26 protein-coding genes are annotated in these 20462 nt (G+C 58.6%); 10 read left to right on the forward strand and 16 right to left on the reverse strand.

All coding sequences use genetic code 11. The features are described from left to right. The 6 genes from ABK249_RS22955 to ABK249_RS22980 all read left to right on the forward strand — a co-directional run bounded on the left by ABK249_RS22955 (nucleotide 1) and on the right by ABK249_RS22980 (nucleotide 3335). Complete coding sequence (locus ABK249_RS22955; RefSeq protein WP_348864160.1) at nucleotides 1-210, forward strand: hypothetical protein; 210 nt, start codon at nucleotides 1-3, stop codon at nucleotides 208-210. Further along, nucleotides 194-1222 (forward strand): pyocin knob domain-containing protein, encoded by a 1029-nt coding sequence (locus ABK249_RS22960; RefSeq protein WP_348864161.1) that lies wholly within the window; start codon nucleotides 194-196, stop codon nucleotides 1220-1222. Before ABK249_RS22955 ends, ABK249_RS22960 begins: the two co-directional genes overlap by 17 nt. Next, nucleotides 1222-1572, forward strand: a complete 351-nt coding sequence (locus tag ABK249_RS22965; protein ID WP_348864162.1) for a hypothetical protein — start codon at nucleotides 1222-1224, stop codon at nucleotides 1570-1572. The genes ABK249_RS22960 and ABK249_RS22965 overlap by 1 nt, the downstream gene beginning before the upstream one ends. Beyond that, entirely contained in the window at nucleotides 1559-1957 is a 399-nt protein-coding gene (locus ABK249_RS22970; protein ID WP_348864163.1) for a DUF4376 domain-containing protein, read from the forward strand. Before ABK249_RS22965 ends, ABK249_RS22970 begins: the two co-directional genes overlap by 14 nt. Nucleotides 1958-2091: 134 nt before the next feature. Beyond that, nucleotides 2092-3084 carry a glycoside hydrolase family 19 protein gene (locus ABK249_RS22975; protein WP_348864164.1) on the forward strand — a complete coding sequence of 331 codons (993 nt, stop codon included), beginning with the start codon at nucleotides 2092-2094 and terminating at the stop codon, nucleotides 3082-3084. Continuing rightward, on the forward strand, nucleotides 3084-3335 hold the full coding sequence (locus tag ABK249_RS22980; RefSeq protein WP_348864165.1) for a hypothetical protein: 252 nt from the start codon (nucleotides 3084-3086) through the stop codon (nucleotides 3333-3335). The genes ABK249_RS22975 and ABK249_RS22980 overlap by 1 nt, the downstream gene beginning before the upstream one ends. 230 nt (nucleotides 3336-3565) lie before the next feature. On the opposite strand, the gene ABK249_RS22985 is transcribed toward ABK249_RS22980, so the two are convergent. Next, the gene (locus ABK249_RS22985; protein ID WP_348864166.1) at nucleotides 3566-3826 is read right to left on the reverse strand and encodes a hypothetical protein; all 261 of its coding nucleotides are present in this window, start codon (nucleotides 3824-3826) and stop codon (nucleotides 3566-3568) included. Nucleotides 3827-3921: 95 nt separating this feature from the next. Between ABK249_RS22985 and ABK249_RS22990 the strand changes: the two genes are divergently transcribed. Next, complete coding sequence (locus ABK249_RS22990) at nucleotides 3922-4443, forward strand: hypothetical protein (RefSeq protein ID WP_348864167.1); 522 nt, start codon at nucleotides 3922-3924, stop codon at nucleotides 4441-4443. Nucleotides 4444-5466: 1023 nt separating this feature from the next. On the opposite strand, the gene ABK249_RS22995 is transcribed toward ABK249_RS22990, so the two are convergent. From ABK249_RS22995 to ABK249_RS23025, 7 genes are all read right to left on the reverse strand, one after another. After that, complete coding sequence (locus ABK249_RS22995; protein WP_348864168.1) at nucleotides 5467-6144, reverse strand: SOS response-associated peptidase; 678 nt, start codon at nucleotides 6142-6144, stop codon at nucleotides 5467-5469. A 3-nt stretch (nucleotides 6145-6147) separates the two neighbouring features. Beyond that, the gene (locus tag ABK249_RS23000) at nucleotides 6148-6642 is read right to left on the reverse strand and encodes a hypothetical protein (protein ID WP_348864169.1); all 495 of its coding nucleotides are present in this window, start codon (nucleotides 6640-6642) and stop codon (nucleotides 6148-6150) included. Then, nucleotides 6639-6854 carry a hypothetical protein gene (locus tag ABK249_RS23005; RefSeq protein ID WP_348864170.1) on the reverse strand — a complete coding sequence of 72 codons (216 nt, stop codon included), beginning with the start codon at nucleotides 6852-6854 and terminating at the stop codon, nucleotides 6639-6641. Before ABK249_RS23005 ends, ABK249_RS23000 begins: the two co-directional genes overlap by 4 nt. Next, complete coding sequence (locus tag ABK249_RS23010) at nucleotides 6827-7171, reverse strand: hypothetical protein (protein ID WP_348864171.1); 345 nt, start codon at nucleotides 7169-7171, stop codon at nucleotides 6827-6829. Before ABK249_RS23010 ends, ABK249_RS23005 begins: the two co-directional genes overlap by 28 nt. Nucleotides 7172-7353: 182 nt before the next feature. After that, nucleotides 7354-7779, reverse strand: a complete 426-nt coding sequence (locus ABK249_RS23015) for a hypothetical protein (RefSeq protein WP_348864172.1) — start codon at nucleotides 7777-7779, stop codon at nucleotides 7354-7356. Between the two features lie 133 nt (nucleotides 7780-7912). Then, nucleotides 7913-8353, reverse strand: a complete 441-nt coding sequence (locus ABK249_RS23020) for a hypothetical protein (RefSeq protein ID WP_348864173.1) — start codon at nucleotides 8351-8353, stop codon at nucleotides 7913-7915. After that, nucleotides 8340-9467 (reverse strand): ImmA/IrrE family metallo-endopeptidase, encoded by a 1128-nt coding sequence (locus tag ABK249_RS23025; RefSeq protein ID WP_348864174.1) that lies wholly within the window; start codon nucleotides 9465-9467, stop codon nucleotides 8340-8342. The genes ABK249_RS23020 and ABK249_RS23025 overlap by 14 nt, the downstream gene beginning before the upstream one ends. A 37-nt stretch (nucleotides 9468-9504) precedes the next feature. On the opposite strand from ABK249_RS23025, the gene ABK249_RS23030 reads away from it, so the two are divergent. Beyond that, a complete protein-coding gene (locus tag ABK249_RS23030; protein WP_348864175.1) occupies nucleotides 9505-10005 on the forward strand; it encodes a hypothetical protein in 501 nt (166 codons plus the stop codon). 197 nt (nucleotides 10006-10202) lie between these two features. Here ABK249_RS23030 and ABK249_RS23035 read toward each other — a convergent pair whose 3' ends face one another. Together ABK249_RS23035 and ABK249_RS23040 are read right to left on the reverse strand one after the other, a co-directional pair. Continuing rightward, a complete protein-coding gene (locus ABK249_RS23035) occupies nucleotides 10203-10460 on the reverse strand; it encodes a hypothetical protein (RefSeq protein ID WP_348864176.1) in 258 nt (85 codons plus the stop codon). A 222-nt stretch (nucleotides 10461-10682) separates the two neighbouring features. Continuing rightward, a complete protein-coding gene (locus tag ABK249_RS23040; protein WP_348864177.1) occupies nucleotides 10683-11825 on the reverse strand; it encodes a glycosyltransferase in 1143 nt (380 codons plus the stop codon). A 510-nt stretch (nucleotides 11826-12335) separates the two neighbouring features. Between ABK249_RS23040 and ABK249_RS23045 the strand changes: the two genes are divergently transcribed. Continuing rightward, complete coding sequence (locus tag ABK249_RS23045; RefSeq protein ID WP_227702716.1) at nucleotides 12336-12998, forward strand: hypothetical protein; 663 nt, start codon at nucleotides 12336-12338, stop codon at nucleotides 12996-12998. 57 nt (nucleotides 12999-13055) lie between these two features. Here the strand turns inward: ABK249_RS23045 and ABK249_RS23050 are convergent, their stop codons facing one another. The 4 genes from ABK249_RS23050 to ABK249_RS23065 form a co-directional block, all read right to left on the reverse strand. After that, nucleotides 13056-13829, reverse strand: a complete 774-nt coding sequence (locus ABK249_RS23050; RefSeq protein ID WP_037154906.1) for an amino acid ABC transporter ATP-binding protein — start codon at nucleotides 13827-13829, stop codon at nucleotides 13056-13058. Between the two features lie 30 nt (nucleotides 13830-13859). Continuing rightward, a complete protein-coding gene (locus ABK249_RS23055; protein ID WP_415926474.1) occupies nucleotides 13860-14981 on the reverse strand; it encodes an amino acid ABC transporter permease in 1122 nt (373 codons plus the stop codon). Nucleotides 14982-15021: 40 nt separating this feature from the next. Next, nucleotides 15022-16215 (reverse strand): amino acid ABC transporter permease, encoded by a 1194-nt coding sequence (locus ABK249_RS23060; protein ID WP_037154911.1) that lies wholly within the window; start codon nucleotides 16213-16215, stop codon nucleotides 15022-15024. Between the two features lie 111 nt (nucleotides 16216-16326). After that, a complete protein-coding gene (locus ABK249_RS23065) occupies nucleotides 16327-17349 on the reverse strand; it encodes an amino acid ABC transporter substrate-binding protein (protein WP_037154914.1) in 1023 nt (340 codons plus the stop codon). Between the two features lie 370 nt (nucleotides 17350-17719). On the opposite strand from ABK249_RS23065, the gene ABK249_RS23070 reads away from it, so the two are divergent. Next, nucleotides 17720-18910: a cystathionine beta-lyase gene (locus tag ABK249_RS23070; RefSeq protein WP_348864179.1), complete on the forward strand. Its 1191-nt coding sequence runs from the start codon at nucleotides 17720-17722 to the stop codon at nucleotides 18908-18910. On the opposite strand, the gene ABK249_RS23075 is transcribed toward ABK249_RS23070, so the two are convergent. Both ABK249_RS23075 and ABK249_RS23080 read right to left on the reverse strand, forming a co-directional pair. Further along, complete coding sequence (locus ABK249_RS23075) at nucleotides 18911-20074, reverse strand: FAD-dependent monooxygenase (RefSeq protein WP_348864180.1); 1164 nt, start codon at nucleotides 20072-20074, stop codon at nucleotides 18911-18913. 23 nt (nucleotides 20075-20097) lie between these two features. Then, nucleotides 20098-20343, reverse strand: a complete 246-nt coding sequence (locus ABK249_RS23080) for a zinc-finger domain-containing protein (RefSeq protein ID WP_037155346.1) — start codon at nucleotides 20341-20343, stop codon at nucleotides 20098-20100. Between the last annotated feature and the right edge of the window lie 119 nt (nucleotides 20344-20462).

The following is a 20462-nucleotide window of genomic DNA, read 5'->3' on the forward strand; positions in this document are numbered from 1 at the left end:
ATGCAAATCAGACCAGATGTCGCGCTCCACGAGCTGCGGTTGATGAACAAGCTGCTGGAGAACAGATGTCTCCAACTGGCCCAACTGCTTGCAGACGTGACGGCCGAACGCGACCAGGCGCTCGCCGATCGTGACGCGATCCGCACCGAGCGCGACGAGCTGCTGATGGAACGCAGCGTCGAGGGGGAACGCCATGGCCCTGCTGAGTGACTACACTGCGGGCACGGTGACCGTCGCGGCCGGCGGCACGGCGGTGACCGGCGTGGGCACGGCCTGGCTGACGGCAGGGTTTCAGGAGGGCGACGAATTCTTTGCGCCCGGCTGGCACGGGATCGTCCAGAGCGTCAATTCCAACACGTCGTTGACGCTCTATCCGATCGGCATCCGAGGCGCCGCGCTCGCAGGTTCCGCCTATCGGCTGCGCTACCAGGGCGACGGCTCGCGGCTGACAGCGCAGGCACGGCAGTTGATCCAACTGCTCGGCGGGGGTGGCAATCTCGAAGCGCTTGGCGGTTTGTCTGGCGCAGCTAACACCTTCCCGATCTTCACCGGTGCCGGCACGATGGATGTGGCGACGCTGACGGCGTTCTTCCGGGGCCTGATGGATGCGGCTGATGGCTCGGACTTATATAGCCAGATGGGTGAAATTTCCAATGGGCAGCTCCCTGATCGACTGCGTAGCATCCCCTCAAGCGGATCTCCGGATGCTGACACCCTAACGAGCAGCGGATTTTACAATGTCACTTCCACGACGGCCAATATTCCAGAGGCCGGACAAGGTGCGCTTATCGTCTGCGGCGTCGCAAGCAGCGTAACGGCTCAGCTCTATATCCGTGCTCAGACCGGTACGCTTTGGGTGAGGCCGCGGGCACTGAGTGCATGGGGCACATGGCGTCGTTTGAGCATGGAACGCGGCAGCAATGCCAACGGGGAGTATGTTCGGTTTGGTGACGGGACGCAGATTTGCACGGGTTTGCTGGATAGCGGCGACATCGACAGTCCTACAGGCAGTTTGTTTGCCAACTCGCCTGGCGTCGTCGCATGGACGTTTCCAGTTGCGTTCGCTGCCGCTCCATCAATTTCCGGCAGTCAAAGTGGATCAAGTACGCGCTGGGTCAATCCAGTCTCTCGGTCAACGACGGTCGGCAATTTTCGCGTTTTGTCGAGCACAACGGGCACGACGATCGGTTTCGGTGTCTCAGCTATTGGCAGGTGGTTCTGATGCATATCTCCTTATCTCCCCAGCGTCGCGATGACACCCTTTCGGTCACCAAGGATGGCGACATCCTCACGATCAACGGCGAAGCCTTCGATTTCTCCGGGCTGCCAGACGGCGCGACGATCCCGGCCGGCGACGTGCCGTGCGACTGGGTCGTCGGGCCGGTGGAGCGGATCGGCGGCGATCTGCGGCTGACGCTGATCCTGCCGCATGGTGCCGATCCTTCCGCCGCCGTCGCCTTTCCCACGCCGCTGATCAACCCGCCCGACGCGCTGCTGGCGATCCCCTTCGATCCGCCGCCGGAACCTATGCCCGAAGTGCAAGACGAGGAGTCCGCCGATGTGGACGGTTGATCCTGCCAAGATCGTCACGGCCGAACAGAAGAGCGAAGCCGCGCGCCAGGCGCTCGGGGACGCGATCAATGCCGAACGTACCCGCCGCATCATCGCCGGAAAGATCATCAACGGCATTCATGTGACCGGCCGCGACGAGGACGCCCGCAACCTCACCAATCTGGCGCTCGGCGCCCAGGTCCGCATTGCCGGCGGCGATACCACGACACTGACGACCTTTCGCGACGGAGACAACATCGATCATGATCTGACGCCGCAGGAGATCATGTCGCTCTGGCAGCAATCCTCCGAATACGTTTCCGCGCTTTACGCGGCGAGCTGGGCGCTCAAGGCGCTCGATCCCATCCCGGCGGACTTCGCCGACGATGGCTACTGGCCGGAATAACAAGAGGCCCGGCAGGCTGCTGAGTGGGTAATGCCGGGCCTCCGGCTGCGGTGGGGCAGGGAAACCGATCAACCGCAGCATAGATGAACGCAGGCGTTAACCGCGCCGTTCCTTCAACAATATCGGAGACATCCATGATCACCGCCGCACAGCTGCGCGCGGCCGCGAAGGCGCGCGTCAATGACAGCAATCTCAACTCGGTCATGATCGCGCTCGATCGGTTCGGTTCCGGCGTCGGGCTCGACCTGCCGCATCGCGAGGTAGCCTATCTATGCCAGCTCATGCACGAGAGCGGGGAGTTTCGCTACGACCGGGAGATCTGGGGGCCGACCGAAGCGCAGAGACGTTATGACACGCGCACCGATCTCGGCAACACACCGGCAAAGGATGGCGACGGCTACAAGAACCGCGGGCGCGGGCCAATCCAGCTCACGGGCGGAACCAACATCCGCGCCTTCCATGCCTGGTGCGTAAAAAAGGGTTTTCAGCCCCCGGACTTCATCGCCAGTCCCGACGTGATCAATACCGATCCGTGGGAGGGCTTGTCCGCGATCTGGTATTGGGACGTCGGCAATCCCGATGGGGCATCACTCAATCGCTATGCCGATCGCGGCGACCTGGAGATGATCACCCGGCGCATCAATGGCGGGCTGAACGGCTATGCCGATCGGCTCGACTATTATACCCGGCTCGGCCTCGTCGTGCTGGGTTACGGCCCGGCCGATGTGCTCGCGTTCCAAAAGGCAGCCAAGGCGGCCGGGAAATACAAGGGCGTTCTCGACGGCGACGACGGGCCGCAGACGCGATCCGCGATCCATCTGATGCTTGTCGACCTGGCTCCGCAGCCGGCCGCCCTTGTGAACATCAAGCCTGCCCCAGTGACCGAGGAAAGGCCGGTTGCCGTGACGCCGCCAAGCCTCGATGCGCCTTGGTGGAAGTCCAAGGAGGTAATCGTACCGGCCGTGACGAGCGGTGGGTTGACGTCGACCTTGGCGGCGATCGGCGGCATTCCATGGCAGAACCTAGCAATGATCCTCGTCGCGCTCGGGCTCGCCGGGATCTTTCTCTACTGGCGGAAGAATGCCGACAGGCAGGCAGTCGCCAAACAGGTCGAGGGGGCGGGTTGATGTTTGGTCTTTTGGATTATCTCAAGCTCGGGGCAGGGGCGCTCGTCGGTGCCGCTCTCATGGCGGCCCCAGCCTATTTCTACGGCAAGGCAGCCGGCAAATCAGAAATCACGGCCTCACTCCAGAGCGACCGGATCACCATCCTCAAAGACGGGACCAAGATCGATGCGGAAGCACTTACTGCTGACGATACCAGCCTTTGCACTCTGCTTGGCGGGTGCGAGCTGCCAGACGACGGCGAATCTCGCTGATCCCTGCGATGTTCTGGTACCGATCGACCCGAAGCCGGCGACGAACAGCTTTCTCATCGCGAATGATCGTGAGACGGCTGTGTCGATCGCTCGTCATCGCGGACGGTTTCAGCAGTATCGTTGCGGAGCGGACTGATGCGCTTCCTGCAAACCGAGCCGTCCAAAATCTTCTGCATCGCGGCCTTCGTTATCATCACCATCGCATCGTGGTTCTGGTAGCCACCGAACAGTCAGGGGAACACACCATCTCCAGTCAGCATGGACACGAGCTGCCGACGGTCCCGAATTCCGGACCGATACAGGTCGACCAGTTCTCGAGCGACGTTGGCGGCGCTAGAGGAGCCTTTGATCAGTCCGCGCTGTTCGCAAATCGCATCGAAGGTTTTTTGAAGCGAATGCAACTCATCGGCCGTCATCGCGGACGCAGTGGGGGCGTGGTTTTGGATCATTCCTCTAAAGATAGGCGGATCGGTTCCAATGGAAAGATGCATTTTGAAACTCCGTGGCCGCGGCGGTCCGACTTATCAATGAAAACCTCGCATACGCATTTGAAAGGGCATAGGGACTGATGGCGGGAAACGACGACATGGCAAACGGTAACGATCATCGCGTTTATACAGACGCAGTCACGGCCCAGCTCGGGGAGCGAGTGACCAACCTCGGCCGCCGGCAGACCGATATGGAATCGGAGATGCGTGCCGGCTTCAAGGCCATGGAAGCCGCAGTCACCTCATTGGCGAATGAGACGAGGGCGTCGATCGCTGCGCTGTCTACGAACCTTGCTGAGCGGAACAAGCCGCAATGGCAGGCGCTTGGCGTGGCGCTGACCTTTGCAGCCATGCTCGGCGGCCTTGCCTACATTCCGATCCGGGAGGCGACCAGCGACCTGAAGGCGAGCGTTTCGGCGCTCGGGAGCAAGGTGGTCACGCGCGATGAGATGGAATGGCGCACCGCGCACGCGGCGGAGGACCGGGCGAGAACCGATGCCGGCGTGAAAGAGCTTCGTGATGCACAGGTGCCGCGCGCCGAACTCGACCGAATCCTGTTTTATCTGGGAGAGCGGATCGACCGTATCGAACGCCAGCGGCTTTCCCAAGCCGGCGAGTAGCAGAGATGGATCGCATTCGAGGAACAATCAGCGCGAGATCGGCGAGAGCGACAGGCCGCCGCCAATCCCGTGTCAGGCTGTGATTGAGATAGGATATTCTTAGTGTGCCGTAGGCTGAGCCGGCTTCGCGTTCAATATTTCCAGGACCTCGAGAGCATCGCTTTCGCGAAGCCTGACCACCGGATGGCGTCCGATCTCGCAGGTTTGGCTTGTGAAGGTATCGAAGATGCTCCAGGTGCCGTTGGGGTCCTTTACACTCTCGTATCTCTGCCCAAATCTATGTTCAAACATGACTATCTCCTTAAAGAATTAGAGTAGGCATCAATCAGACTTCACGGATTAGCCCCGCCCTCGTTATCCCAACGCTCCAATGAACTTTGATTCTTTGGATGTAGGCGGACGGTCGTAACCCGGGTTGTCTTTTTCGCCGGGGCTTCTTGGTGGAGCGGTCCCTGCGTGTCCCGTCTCTCATTCAGAAAGCCAGCAATCGGGACCGTATCCTTTGTGGGTGCAAGACTTGCCATGCGAGATAAAGTGACGCCTGCACCGGTTTGGCCCTGCTGAAAACGATGGATCTGATGCTCCGCGTGGCTCTCTCTGGTCAATTGATCTTCGTTCCGAGCGATTTCGGCCGCGACGCGAAGGCGGGTTCCCCGGAGCATGCGGGCGTGTTGCATTGTTGGTTTCGGGGGGAGGGATTCGGAAGACATGTTGTCCTCCTTTCGTTTTGGGGCGAGGCTATCAAGCCTATATACTGGCAGCGCCCGTTTCATTGCTGCCGACGGACCAACATGCGCTTCGATTAAGTTCTGATCAAGGCCATGGCTAAGAAATAGCCGATGCATGGTTAGTCCCGGTTGAACGGCTTGTGCGGGTAATGCTCGCTGCAATGCCAGGTCGGCTTGTCCGCCTTCGATCGCGCGAAACCATAGCAACCCCACTTGGTGCATCCGGGGTGCTCGCACCAGTGATTATCGTGGATGCCGGCGCCTGGGTTATTCGTGCGGCTATCGGGGCTGATGCTCATAGCAGGCTCGGTTCCTTCTCATCTTCGGGCTTTGCCGGCGGCTCGACGATCACCAGCATATTCCCCGGCAACGGCCGCTGCAGGTGCTTGGCTTCTTCCCACGGTGCGGTAAGCCAAAGATCGACTTCCTCCGGCGTGGTCAGGATCGCCGGCATCGCCTTCTGATGGATCGGAGAAACGATCTCGTTCGGCGACGTGGTCAAGAAGCCGAACAGCTCATATTCCCTCTCGCCGTCGCGAACCTTGCGCACCCCTTTCCAGGGTGTCCAGAAGCCGGCGAAGAACATCAGCGGGCGGTCTGAGCTTCCGGCAAACCATGCGTTCGGCACTCGGCCGCCCTCTACCTTGCGAGCCGGGTCTGGTTCGGCGAAGGATGTGAAGGGCACGACACAGCGGCTCGTCGGGCCAAGCCAGCGCCGCCAATGCGGTGAGCTCACGTTGCGGATGTTCGTCACGCCAGGATCGTAGTTTTTCACGAAAGCCGGCGGCGAGGGCATTCCCCACGTCAGGCTGGCAATCTCCCGGTGCCCATCCTCGCCGACGCGCACGACCGGTGCCTGATATCCCGGGTAGACGTCCAGAGACGGCTGGTTCCAGCCTGCCTTGTCCCGGAAGGCCCTGGTGAACTGCAGGACGGCCTCGCGGCTCGTAGTGACGTTATAGAGATTGCACATATCTCACCTGGGCAGAGAAGAAATCTCGATCACGCTATCGCAACGTTTGCACTCTTTGCAACGCAGCCTTCCGGCCAGATCCTTTAGGCGCGCCTCCCGACCGCATCTCCGTTCCAGCGCTTTGCGGTTCAAGGTTCCATAGCGCCCGCAGCGGCATCGGGCAGTTAGCACTTCCCATTCCTGAAGGTCAGCCAGCCGTTTGCCCACCGCGATTTCGAACTCCTCGCGGCTTACCAGACCCGTACGATCTGCCCACTCATCATGAGTGAAATAATAGTGCAGCGTGCACCGGTTGTAGAAACCGCTCTTGGACCGATCGCACCCCACAGCCTTGGCGAGATCACCCAGCAAACCGGGCATGCTTACGTCGCCGTGCTCTTCGAATAATGCCGTGCCATCGAAACTCCGCAGGATCTCGCATTCCTCGCAGATCACCGTGACTCTACGGCCTTTGTATTCGGCCAGCATCGCCGCCTGCATCTTTTTCTGTCTTGTCATCCTTGGCGTTCGTAGCTCGGCCGCCAGCCGCGCGAGAAACCTTTGCTGCCGGCGAAATCAGATAATTCGAGTTGTTGGCGAAGATGCTGGCGGTCCTTGATCAGGTCGGCGATCGCCGCCTTTGCGTCGCCGTCATGCCAGGCTAGCTCAGCCTCGACCGCCCAGCGGAGTTCATCGTCGATCGTCAGTAGTTGAGCGGGATCGGCTGACATTCAGCAAAATCCTCTATCTGGCCCAGCCCGACGATTTTCAATTGGAAGCGGTATCTGCCTTGCGGCTTCCAGTGCTTACGCTGCCCTTCAGGGTCTCGGCCGAGGGTGAGCTGCTGCGAGTAAAAATCGGTGTACTCGCGATACCAGGCCTCGCAGTCCTTCGCGACTTCGGCATAGGTCGCCTTGCGGCCGCAACCGTCGCAATAGATTGTGTCGCTGGCGCCCGGAAAATTGCTTTCCTTCATCAGACTTCCACCACAGCCGGCACAGATCGCCTCTCCGATATGGCGAATGCCGTCATCATCATCGGTACACATGATTTCTCCTTCGCGCCGAGGCGCGTTCAAATCGTCTGATCATAGGTTGGAGCGCCGCCGCCGTGCGGCTCCAGTGTTCTTATTATGTTCTCATCTGGCAAAGAGTCAACAGTACACCTTTAAGGCTTTGCTGATATAGCCAGATAGTCTCGAAACTGGATAAGGTTGTGGCAGCCTCCACCCTAATCCGTATGGGTTGCCGTCTCTTGGACCAGTCGCTTCGCCAGGAGCTCGCCATACGAAATTAAGCTGACCGACATTCCGAACAGGCCGAACAGCACGATAAAAGAGACAACTCGCCCGGCCCACACAATGGCGACGATGATCGCGGGGCTCCTTTTGCCGATGCTGTCGCTCAGCTGCCGGGTAAGGAACGCTAACCACCCCTTGCCGAACACATCAGCCGTAAGCCAACCCAGCCGTATCACCAAGACGCCTAAGACCAATTGTGTGCATAACAATGCTGCGTATTGCCAGCCGCTGTACTGCTCCATTGAGGTGGCGACGAACGTCGTCAAGAGCACCAGGAAAGCCATCCTGGTCAGCATGCCAACAATGTCAGAGAGGCGCTTAGCTCGCTCGAAAGCTTCTGAGAATTTCTTGTCCAAGGCGGGCCCCACTACCCTATGAGATAGGCCTGTTTAGGCGCCTCATTCGCCGACTTCAACCGCTCTGGACCTACTCCGTATAGAAACGGACGAAAACGGTTTCCTCGAAGATGAAGGACGAGATTGCGCGCAGCTATTTCTTCAGCCAGTTCTCAAGATCGACGGCACCGCACGCCATTCTTTTGTATTGGAAGAGCTCGGTTGCGCTGGTTAGGACAGGACATTTTTCGACGGAAGCAATTGCCGCTACCTGGATTTCGATTCCGCTGTCGTAGGGCCCAACGGCAAAGCCGGAGTTTAGTTTTTCGGCAATACTCCCTGCCTTCGCGGTATAGGCTCTTTTTCTCATCCCTATAGTCGCAGTAGCGGAGACATATGGCTCCAATTCAGAGGCTTCGTTCGGATATAGATCTTTGAATTCTTGCCAAACCATTGCGGGTATCCCAATCACACCCGACGAAATCTGCTCCAGAAGGGACGTTTTCAGATTCCCGGAGGTCTGCATCGCGACCTGGAGCAGGCCATGGGTATCAGCCAGACAAGAGCAAGCCAAAACCGACTCACTCATCATCAAGATCCAGATCTAGAAGTTCGTCAGAGGTCAAAGATTTGGCGTAGTCAAAGTATGCCTTCTGATACGCTGGTTTTAGCCCAGTAGCCCGGTACAGGTTGATTGGATCGATTTTCCCTGTTGCGAGGAGAGGCGAGAACACTTGAGCAAAGTGGAACCCGTACCTTGCCAGCTTCGTTTTTTCCTGCGGAGGGGGGGCGCCATTGCCACCGCCGCCCTTCTCGGAATAGTCGGGATTACCGCCACGACTTTTTACGATGGCGAGCCATGAGGAATGGCTTCCTTCCTCAAAGATGCCAAGCTGTTCTAAGCGGAGAACCGACGCTTCCTGACTAATTTTGAGCCGCCGAGATACCCATGCAACGTCATCGGTATCTGGATGCTTGGAGGGCGTGGCATTCTTCAACAAGGTGTGAATGAAGGCTTTTGGAGCAAGGAACGCGCCAGCGAAGCGATTGCATCGTTTTTCTATGGCATTCTTTCGAATGAAAGGGTCAGAGATGCCGCTTTTGCCCATTAGCACATGGGCAAGCTCATGGATCAACGTGAAAAGCCGCCGCGCGCGAGTCTGGTTCTTCGTGTTGACTACGATTACCGGATGTTCCGGGTGAGCAAGACAAAATCCGCTACCATCTTCCGACGGAAAACTCGCGTGAAGGACGTATATTCCTTTGTCTTCGATCTTCTTCCTACACAGTGTGTAAAAGGCCTTGGCGTCTCTGGCGTCACGCTGATCCTCAATACTTATACCGAAATAGTTACGGGCACTGAATGCAAACGCATCGAGGTCCTGTACGGCGGTTGCCTTAAACTGAGGTAGGTCACGGGCAGGCTCATTCGCCAACTCAATGGCGGTACGTTGGACCCCTTGTGCAAATTGGATAACATCGACAGTCTGACGTGATTTCTGAGTCTCGTTGGGCTCGTCCGATCTAAAATCCGGCAACCCACTATCGAGCTCAGGGAGTCGAGACATAAAGAATGCGAACTTGGGAAGGGACAGCTCACGGGCAATCTTGCCAATTACGCCGAGTCCCGGTTCCGATTTGCCTTCGACCTCGCTACGGAGGTCCGCAACGTCCATTTGCAGCCGCTTCGACAAATCGCGCATGCTCATGGACCTTGTCTTTAGAGCATCGCGGAGTATGGCAGGATTGTATGTCAAGCGTTTTCCCCAGCACACAGGGCTTATTATGAATTTCGGCGATTTCTCAAGTGTTGTTCAACTAGGAGTCGGGCTTCATCTCGGAACCGCGCTGCTACAGATGTATGGCGAGATCGGCCTTCAGCCAATGATCCGGTCGATTGAACGCATGCAGAATGTTGCCGAAGACCCAAACCATCCCCCCAAAGACGAATATCGCGATCAACTTGCTACAATTATTAGCCGATTCGAGGTCTATAAGATCCAAATGTTTACGGACTACAAAAGGTATCTAATAGTCAACTCGGTCGTAGCAGCTATGCTAATTGTGATTCTGGTTTTTATATCATATTGTTACTCGACACCGATCAGCCCCCAGGGGTCCATCGTTTTTGTCGCACTCTCCATTCTTCCTGCTCCTATCACACTATTCTGTCATTGGCACGATGCAACCAACGCTCTCCGCCCGTTACTGGACGCCGCCAAAGCCTTGGAAGCCAAGATGATATGAAGCTAGCCCCGACGAGTCGACCATCTGGAGGATAGATTCGTTTCCGTTGGGCCACGTCTCGACTCTTCACCCGTCCCGAGTTATCCGGTGCTAGTCGCTGCGTCAGGATTTTATCTGAAGTTGATATATTCGCCTTTGAAGCACGAAGCAGCAACTCTCACAGCGTCCAGCTTCGCAACTCGGTTTCATTGAAATTACTATTGCCGCAACGCGACCGCGATCATCCCAGCTTCCGTCGGAGCCCATGCAGCAGCGACCACCTCGGTGTTTGCACCGGCCGCGGGCATAAGATTGTCGACTGCGTCGATGACGGCGGCGAGCACTTCCTTCCTGTCCCATCCGGCCTTGACCGCGCTCTCAATGAAATCCTGCAGTGGCAGCTCGACCGCCATCTGGCAAAACAGGTAACGGTTTTCATCTCGCGTAGAAACGGTTGGGGGAGGGATCTCTTTCATCCTGAGGATGATAGGGCGTCGACATGGATAGGGGAGGTGCGACAGGCGATTTCCAATTCGACAATAATATCAAGGGGGCGGTATTTGGTCCCACCTTCCCGCAACCAATTGAACAATATACCTATTGATACAACTGCAGGGGTCGCCATCTTTCACTGTGTCCATTCCTGAAGGATAGGTATCCTTCGGTGACATTCCCAAGAGTGCCGAACATGCCGAACGTCACGCCGCCGAAGGCGTGTTCAGTTCTGACCCTTCAGTGCCGATTGTCATCGTACTGCCGCGCCACTCGAACGAGCCGCCGATCCAGCTCCTAAGCCAGATCGCGGGCATCATGATGTCGCGCACCATCATTGCGGCGAAGGATGCAAGCGAAACAGGCCAGTTCTTCGCCAGAGCGAGGCCAAATTCCGGGAGATAGGTGGCGAGGAGAACTGCGACTGCGACGGCGGTCGCGCTGACATCGGCTATCTGAGCGGCGGCAATTCCAAAAAGGAGCGGCGGCAGGCTGCCGAGCAGGATTTCGGGTGCAAAATAGGCGGGAAATGTGACACGGCGGAGCCTCGCCCATCGGCTCTGGCGGCCCCAGATTTCGGCGAGGTTGCGTCGACCGAGCGGCTGCTCGAAAGGCGAAGCAACAAGATGGACCTTTCGTCCGATCCCGTGGACCAGCTTCGTGGCGGCAGCATCTTCCGCTATCTCCGCCGCCAGTGCTTCAATGCCGCCCTCGGCATTGAGCATCGGCTTGTACCAAAGCATGCTCTTGCCCTGGGCGAAACCAAACCCGACGGCCTCCCCGGCATATTGCCACCTGGCCTGATGCGTATTGAGAAACACGCATTCGACCTTGGCCCAGAAACCGTCCGGCCGCGAACCGAGAGGTGTCGAACAGACAACGCCGGTGTCTTTTCGCCAGCCGGCCATGAGGTGCTGCACGTAGTCGGGCGGCATGAGTACGTTCGAGTCGGCCAATATGACCCAGTCGTTTGTCGCTGCGCGCCATCCTTTGACACAGTTGTTCAGCTTCGGATTGGCGCTTATGCGGTCGTCGCCGATGAGGATGCGTGCAGGAACCGCGGGATGGGCCGCAATCGCATCCTGAATCTTGGAGACAACCGGATCCCGTTCGTCCGCAACGCAAAAGATCAGCTCATAATGTGGCCAGTCGAGCGCGAAGGCATGCGCGAGCGTCAAGGAGGTAAAATTCTCGATCCCGCAGGCAGGGATGACGATCGATGCGGGAGGTTGTTTGGGAAGGGATGGAGCCGCAGAACCGCTCGGCGAGAGCCGCCGTGCTGCGATGATTATGCTGACGAGATTGACGAGCAGGAAGGCTATCGCAGCGATGGCAAGGTAGTATTCCATTCACGATCACTCCAATGCGGCTTCGTGCAATCACTCGAAGGTAATGTGTAGTGATGTCGATTCGGCGGGCTTTGGCACCGAGGACAGCATTGTCATGCGTCAGTTCGATGACAGTTGATCGTCAACTGGCGCATCGGCCCGAAAATCGAAATCAATTGTCAAAAAAGCACGATTCGCCGGCCAAGGAAGGGGATGCCAGAATTTGTTCCTGGACTGAAAGACGCCATCTCTGGAACTCTGTTGCGGTTCGGACACAAGCACCTACAGCAAGGCCGAGATGCCTGCTGCACTGCCCAAAATCGCATTCTTGCCGCATTATGGCTTCCGATGCGTCGCATTTATTCATATACTGTTCATGTTCGCTTCGAGGCGAAAGTCGAAGCGATGATTCGCACAGCCGATCGGGGTGAAAACTGCCCCTCATATTCGAAATTGCGTGTGGCAGCGATGAAGGCTGCAATCCCAGCGTACCAGATGTTTTATGGGCCTTCGAAGTAGGGATTGTTATTCATGAACGTTAAGACTCTTGCTGCCGGTTTGGCGGCACTGATGAGTGCGGCCTTTTGGGGCACCGGTTCCGCATCTGCGGACGACAAGCCACTGATTTGGAAACCTTCCAAGACGTCCGATACCAGCTATTCGGTCAAGCTGGGCCTGAAGTTGCCGTCGCGGCTTGAGCCGGAGGCTGGCGTCTCGATGAGAGTGAACACCACGAAAAGCGGCGCACCTGTCGATACGCCCATCAAGTTCTGGAGCAATTTCACGGCCGAGAAGATTGAAATGCCTGCCTATCAGATGAACCGCGGCGTCGGCGTCAATCTCGATGGCAGCAGTGGCAGCGCGGCGATCACCATGAATTATTATGAGAAGGAGATCGTAACGCCGACGATCGATATCGAGAGGCGGAGCAGTTACGGCATGCGTTATGACGGCGCGTCCGGCGAATGGTGTGGCCTCGATGCCAGCCAGTCCGTGCGGCTGTCGCACGGGCCAAGTGGTATGGCGGTCATTGGTCGAGCGTCCGGCACCAATGGTTTCAAGGTCGTCGGCGCCGGCATCGGCGTTGAAAAGAATTTCGGCAGGCATATGACGATCAGCGGCGCGCTCGATCGGACGTCGGATGCGCCCGATCCCGTTGCCAGCGTCAACGCCCGCTATTCATTCAAATGGTGAAATAAAAACGGGGCGCTGACCGCCCCGTATTCGTATTGCCAAGGCCGGATGGAATGCTCAGTGCAGGATCTGGCTGAGGAAGAGCTTTGTGCGCTCGTGCTGCGGATTGTCGAAGAACTCCGCCGGAGAGTTCTGTTCGACGATCTGCCCCTGGTCCATGAAGATGACGCGGTTCGCCACCTGGCGCGCGAAGCCCATTTCATGGGTGACGCAGAGCATGGTCATGCCCTCTTCGGCGAGGCCCACCATCGTATCGAGAACTTCCTTGACCATTTCCGGATCGAGCGCCGACGTCGGTTCGTCGAACAGCATGATCTTCGGCTTCATGCAGAGCGAGCGGGCAATCGCCACGCGCTGCTGCTGGCCGCCGGAGAGCTGGCCAGGATATTTGTTGGCCTGTTCCGGGATCTTGACCCGCCGCAGATAATGCATCGCGATCTCTTCGGCTTCCTTCTTCGGCATCTTGCGGACCCAGATCGGCGCGAGCGTGCAGTTTTCAAGGATCGTCAGATGCGGGAAGAGGTTGAAGTGCTGGAATACCATGCCGACTTCGCGGCGCACTTCGTCGATTTTCTTCAGATCGTTGGTAAGTTCGATGCCGTCGACGATGATCGAGCCGGACTGGTGTTCCTCCAGCCGGTTGATGCAGCGGATCATCGTCGACTTGCCGGAGCCGGACGGGCCGGCGATGACGATGCGCTCGCCGCCCATGACCTTGAGATTGATGTCGCGCAGCACGTGGAAGTCGCCGTACCACTTGTTCATCTTGATGATTTCGACGGCGACGTCGGTGGTGGAGACAGTCAGTTTCTTGAGTTGGGCTTCAGCCATTTTTATCCCCTTGTGTTTCCTTCGCGGCGATTACCGCGTGTGGCTCGTATCGAGATGCCGTTCCATGAAGGCGGAATAGCGCGACATGCCGAAACAAAATAGCCAGAAGATGAAGCCTGCGAAAATGAGGCCGGTGATCGGCGTGACCGGCGTGATCCAGGTCGTGTCGGTGAAGTTGAGCCGCACGATGCCGAGCAGGTCGAACATGCCGATGATCGATACGAGCGAAGTATCCTTGAACAGGCCGATGAAGGTGTTGACGATGCCCGGAATGACGAGCTTGATCGCCTGCGGCAGGATGACCAGCCGCATCTTCTGCCAATAGCTCAAGCCCAGCGAATCGGCCCCTTCCGACTGGCCCTTCGGGATCGCCTGCAGGCCGCCGCGGATGACTTCGGCCATATAGGCTGACGCGAAGATCGCCACGCCGACGAGAGCGCGCAGAAAATTGTCGATCGTCCAGCCGGTCGGCAGGAACAGCGGCAGCATCACGTTCGCCATGAAGAGAACGCTGATCAGCGGCACGCCGCGGATGATCTCGATGAAGCCGACGCAGAACATGCGGATCACCGGCATGTTCGAGCGGCGTCCGAGCGCAAGCAGGATGCCGACCGGGAGTGATACCGCGATCCCCACGAAGGAGAGGATAAGGGTCACCATCAGTCCGCCCCAGAGCGGTGTTTCCACCTCCCTGAGGCCGAAGATGTTGCCATGCAGAAGGAAGAAGGCGACGATCGGGAAGACGACGAAGAAGAGCAGGGCATTGAGACCCTTGCGCGGCATTTTCGGAATCAGCATCGGCACGAGCAGCGCCACGAACAGGATCGCGACGAGCATCGGCCGCCAGCGTTCGTCCATCGGGTAACGGCCGAACATGAACTGCTGGAAGCGGTCACCCACGAAGGCCCAGCAGGCGCCTTTCCAGCCGTCCGGCTGGATGCCTCCCTGGACGATCGTCGTGCAGACGCTCCGGTCGGAACCCGACCAGACGGCATCGAAGAACAGCCATTCGAGCATGCCGGGCACGGTCCACAGCAGGAGGGCGGCGGCGATCACCGTCAGCGCGGTATCCTTCGGCGTTGCAAGCAGATTGGTCCTGATCCAGCCTGAGATGGTCTTGGTGCTGAGCGGGGCGGGTTCCGGCCCCAGCATTTCGGCGCGGACGTAGGCGAGGTTTTTCGGATTCATGGCCTTACCTTTCCACCAGCGCCATCTTGGCGTTGAACCAGTTCATGAACATCGAGGTCGCGATACTGATCGCCAGGTAAACGGTCAGCATGATGGAGATCGCTTCCACGGCCTGACCGGTCTGGTTCAGCGTCGTGCTGGTCGTGGAGAAGAGTTCGGGAAAGCCGATCGCAACGCCGAGCGAGGAGTTCTTGGTCAGGTTGAGATATTGGCTTGTAAGCGGCGGAATGATGATGCGCATGGCCTGCGGTACGATCACGAGACGCGTCGTATGCGAGGGCTGCAGGCCAAGCGCGAAAGAGGCCTCGCTTTGACCCTTCGGAACGCCGCGGATGCCGGCGCGGATGACTTCGGCGATGAAGGATGCCGTATAAAGCGATAGCGCGAGATAAAGCGCTACGAATTCCGGCAGAATGCGCGTGCCGCCTGTCAGATTGAAGCGACCGGCAATCGGATAATCGAAGGTCAGCGGCGCACCCGCAGCCAGGAAGGCGAGGACCGGCAGGCCGGCGATCAGCCCGATGCCGGCCCAGACCGTATGGAATTGCTTGCCCGTCGCGATCTGGCGCTGCCTTGCCCATCGGGCAACCACCATGGTGGCGACGATGCCGATGATGATGGCGAGCGGAATCAACCAGGCCCCGTCTCCCCAGATCGGCCGCGGAAAGGCAAGACCACGATTGTTCAGGAAGATGCTGAAGGGAAGGGCGATCGAATCCCGGACCTGGGGCAGGGAGTCCAGCACGCCCTTGTACCAGAAGAAGATGATGAGCAGCACCGGGATGTTGCGGAAGACTTCCACATAGACGGTGCAGAGCCTTGCGATCAGCCAGTTCTTTGAAAGACGGCCGAGACCGATGATGAAGCCGACGATCGTGGCGGTGATGATACCAAAAACGGCGACCAGCACCGTGTTGAGGAAACCGACGAAGATGGCGCGGCCATAGGTGGAGTCACTGGTATAAGGAATGAGAGCCTGGCCGATGTCGAAACCGGCGCGGCCCCTCAGGAAGCCATAGCCCGAGGCGGTGCCGGATCTGGCGAGGTTTTCAGCGGTATTGTCGAAGATCCACCAGCCGGCAACGATGATGATGAGGAGGGTGAGCGCCTGGAAAAAAATACCCCGAAATCTTGGGTCATACGCGTAGGACCTTAAGGTCCGCGCCTCGGAAGGCGCAATTGCAGCGTGATCTGTCATGCTGGCCTTTTCCCCTGGCGACCTCGCTTTGGAGGTCTTTTTCTTTTTATGCGTCTTTTCTTATGTGAAGGACAAGACGGCAAAGCCGTCTTGTCCCTTAGCGTTTGCCGATCAGCGGATCGGCGGAGCGTATTGCAGACCGCCCTTGGTCCAGAGCGCGTTCAGGCCGCGCTCGATTTTCAGCGGCGTGTTCTGGCCGATATTGCGCTCGAAGACATCACCGTAATTGCCGACGCCTTTGACAATATTGTAGGCCCATTCATTGGTCAGGCCGAGGTCGGTGCCGATCTTGGTGTCCTGCTCCACGCCCAGGAAGCGGCGGATGTCCGGGTTGGTCGAATTCTTCATCTCGTCGACATTGGCCTGTGTGATGCCGAATTCCTCGGCCTGCACCAAGGCGTAGCCGGCCCACATGACGATGTCGAACCACTGGTCGTCGCCCTGGCGGACGGCCGGGCCGAGCGGCTCCTTGGAGATGATCTCTGGCAGGACGACATGGTCGTTCGGGTTGGAGAGTCCGAGACGGATTGAATAGAGGCCCGACTGGTCGGTCGTGTAGACGTCGCAGCGGCCGGCCTGGTAGGCGGCATTCACTTCCTCGAGCTTTTCGAAGACGACCGGGTTGTATTGCAGGTTGTTCGCCTTGAAATAGTCGGCAAGGTTAAGTTCCGTCGTGGTGCCGGACTGGACGCAGACGGCGGCGCCGGAAAGCTCGAGGGCCGACTTCACGTTGAGGCTCTTCGGAACCATGAAACCCTGGCCGTCATAATAGTTGACGTAGCGGAAGTTCAGGCCGAGAGCGGTATCGCGGCTGATCGTCCAGGTCGTGTTACGGGCGAGGAGATCGACTTCGCCGGACTGCAGGGCCGTGAAGCGGCTTTGCGCCGTGGTCGGCGTATATTTGACCTTGGTCGCATCGCCGAAGATCGCCGCGGCGACGGCCTTGCAATAATCGACGTCGAAACCGGTCCAGTTGCCGGCCGAATCCGGTGCGGCAAAGCCGGCAAGGCCGGTATTGACGCCGCATTGAACGAAACCCTTGGACTTCACGTTATCCAGCGTGGCAGCCGATGCGGCCGAGGCAAAGCCCAGGACCGCTGCGCCAATAGCGGCCGACAGAAGCGTCTTTTTCATTTTTTCCCAACCTTATCTCTTGGTCTTGTGTGATTTTGTGACACCGCGCCGCTCCCCTGATTCTCTTTGAATACGGCCGGTCGCCCGGCAACCCTCCCGGTGCGGGTGCGTGCTATCTCATTCGCAAAACAACGCAGGGTCAAGTGTCGCCGTTTCGAATTGCGTCGGAAATAAGGTAAATTCCTCGTCACGGCACAGGAAATCATCAGTTACTTAAAGTTTAGGCGGACAGTGATCAAAACTGAAGCGATTCTCACTAGATAGCAGGTTCCCTGATGTTTTTAATCGGCTGCTTCAATCGGGGTTGACCGTATCTTGTTCCAGCGGCAAAACTCCAGTTCATGCCCTGCCAACGAAAGTTTTCCCCGATATGAAGATTAAGAATGAGTCCCTGCTCGCCGATGCTGGTCCGAACACGCGCCTTGCTCATATGGGGCATGATCCGTCCGGCTATAATGGCTTCGTCAATCCTCCGGTCGTCCACGCCTCGACGGTGCTTTTCCCAGACACCGCGACGATGGAGAAGCGGGCTCAGAAATATACCTACGGCACGCGCGCCACGCCGACCACGGATGCGCTCTGCGCCGCTTTCGATGAACTGGAAGGGTCTGCCGGCACCATTCTCGTCCCGTCGGGGCTTGCTGCGATCACGGTTCCGTTTCTCGCCTATCTTTCGGCCGGCGACCACGCGCTGATCGTGGATTCGGTCTACACACCCTGCCGCCATTTCTGCGACACGATGCTGAAGCGGCTCGGCGTCGAGATCGACTATTACGATCCGGAAATCGGAGCCGGGATCGAGGCGCTGATCAAGCCGAACACGAAGCTCGTCCATACCGAAGCGCCGGGCTCCAACACCTTCGAAATGCAGGATATCCGGACGATCGCGGAAGTGGCGCACAGGCACGATTGTGTCGTCACCATGGACAATACCTGGGCGACGCCGCTTTATTTTCGGCCGCTCGATTTCGGCGTCGACGTATCGATCCATGCGACGACGAAATATCCGTCCGGGCACTCGGACATCATCATGGGGTCGGTTTCCGCCAATGCCAGACACTGGCCGCGGCTCGAGGAATCCCGTATCGCGCTCGGCATCTGCGGTGCGCCGGACGATTCCTATCAGATCCTGCGCGGCCTGCGCACGATGTGTATCCGTCTCGAACATCACCAGAAGAGCGCGCTCGATATCGCCAGGTGGCTGGAAACCCGTAACGACGTGGCCCGTGTCCTGCATCCGGCGCTGCCGAGTTTTCCGGGCCATGAAATCTGGAAGCGCGATTTCAAGGGCGCGAGCGGCGTCTTCTCCTTCGTTCTGAAGGCGGATGCCGAAAACGCCAAGGCAAAGGCACACGCCTTCCTGGATGCGCTTTCCTTCTTCGGCCTCGGTTATTCCTGGGGCGGTTACGAGAGCCTTGCCGTGCACGTCAACCTGTCGGATCGCACCATTCGCAAGGCGCCGCCGGAAGGCCCCGTCATTCGCCTGCAGATCGGCCTCGAAGATGTCGCCGATCTCAGGAAGGATCTGGAAGCGGGTTTCGCGGCAGCGGCAGAGGTCTGATTACTCGGCCCTGAAGCCGTAAAGCCAGTCGAGGTCCGCTGCGAGCGATTGCGGCGAGCGAAGCGACAGCACGACGTTGCGGCCGAGCCTGATTGGTCCACGGGCATGATAGGCAAAGCGGTTGAAGAGGCCGCGAGCGCGAACTTTGGCGGCTCGGGCGGTGCGGTCGCTCTCGAACGAGGACAAGGCTTGGGCAAGCGGCAGGGGACCTGCCACCCTATTGGCAAGTACGAAGGCATCTTCGATCGCCATCGCGGCGCCCTGGGCCGCGAACGGCATCATCGCATGGGCTGCATCGCCGATCAGGGCCATGTTCCGGCCGTTCTGCCAGCGTCCAGGGCTGACCTGGTAGAGCGGCCAGAATGTCGGTCTTTCGGTCCTCTCGAGGAGATCGACGATGCGCCGGTCCCAGCGATGGAATTGCGAAAGCAGCATGTGCCGCTGCGCTTCGCTTGCTTCCGCATCCCAGGTCTCGCCGGGACTGATGCCCGAGGCGATGGCGACGATGTTGAAGCCGTCGACCTCTTTCAGCGGATAGGCGACAAGATGGGTCGAAGGACCGAGGAATGCGGTGACCTGATCGGGAACCAGCCATGAAGGCATAGCGCCGTTCGAGATCGTGAAGCGCCACGCGACATTATGCGAAAAGTCAGGCTTCGGAGCGTGCGGAATCTCGGTGCGCAGGTTCGACCAGACGCCGTCGGCGCCGACGATCAGCGGATAGGTCTTGCCGGTGATCCTTGTCAGCGTCTCATGTGCGTTCTCGCGCACGGGCGTGCCGAGATGAACCGTGCAGAGCGGGTTCTGTTTGACGGCCGAAAGCAGCGCATTCTGCAGCGTGGCGCGGTGAAGAACACCATAGGGAGCCCCCCATCGTTCGCGGGCAAAGCGGCCGGCTGGGACATGGGCGATCGGCCGGAGTGAAAGGCCGGAGACGAGAGCGATCCGCTCGGGCTCGGTCCAGACCGCTTCCAACGCAGGAAGCACGCCGAGTTCGGACAGCACGCGGGAAGCGTTCGGTGATATCTGCAGGCCGGCGCCGACCTCGACAAGGGCTGCCGCTTCTTCGAAGATGTCGGCGGCGATTCCGCGGTGCGCGAAGTAAAGCGCAGCCGTCAGCCCGGCCATGCCGGCGCCGATGATCGCTACTCTCTCAATGGACATGGTATCGGCCGGTCAGCGGGAATTCACGCGGCCTGCACGTGGAAGACACAGCCCGGCGGATCGGTCTGCTCGGACTTCAGGGACGGATTGTAACGATAAAGGGTCGAACAATAGGAGCAGACCTTTTCGACGTCGTCTCCCATGTCGATGAATATATGCGGATGATCGAACGGCACGGACGCGCCGGTGCACATGAATTCCTTCACGCCGATCTGGATCATCCGATATCCGCCGTCGTTCTGGAAATGAGGAATGCTGTGCCCGGCCATGATGGTCTCCATGCTTCTGATTTGCGGCGGACATTATCGCCGTGCGTTCAAAATGTGTAGTGGGAAAACCGCCGCGGGCCTCCCGATTTCGTATCGTGCATGGGTTCAAACCGGACGGC

This window comes from Neorhizobium phenanthreniclasticum (assembly GCF_040066075.1).
Lineage (GTDB): Bacteria > Pseudomonadota > Alphaproteobacteria > Rhizobiales > Rhizobiaceae > Neorhizobium > Neorhizobium petrolearium.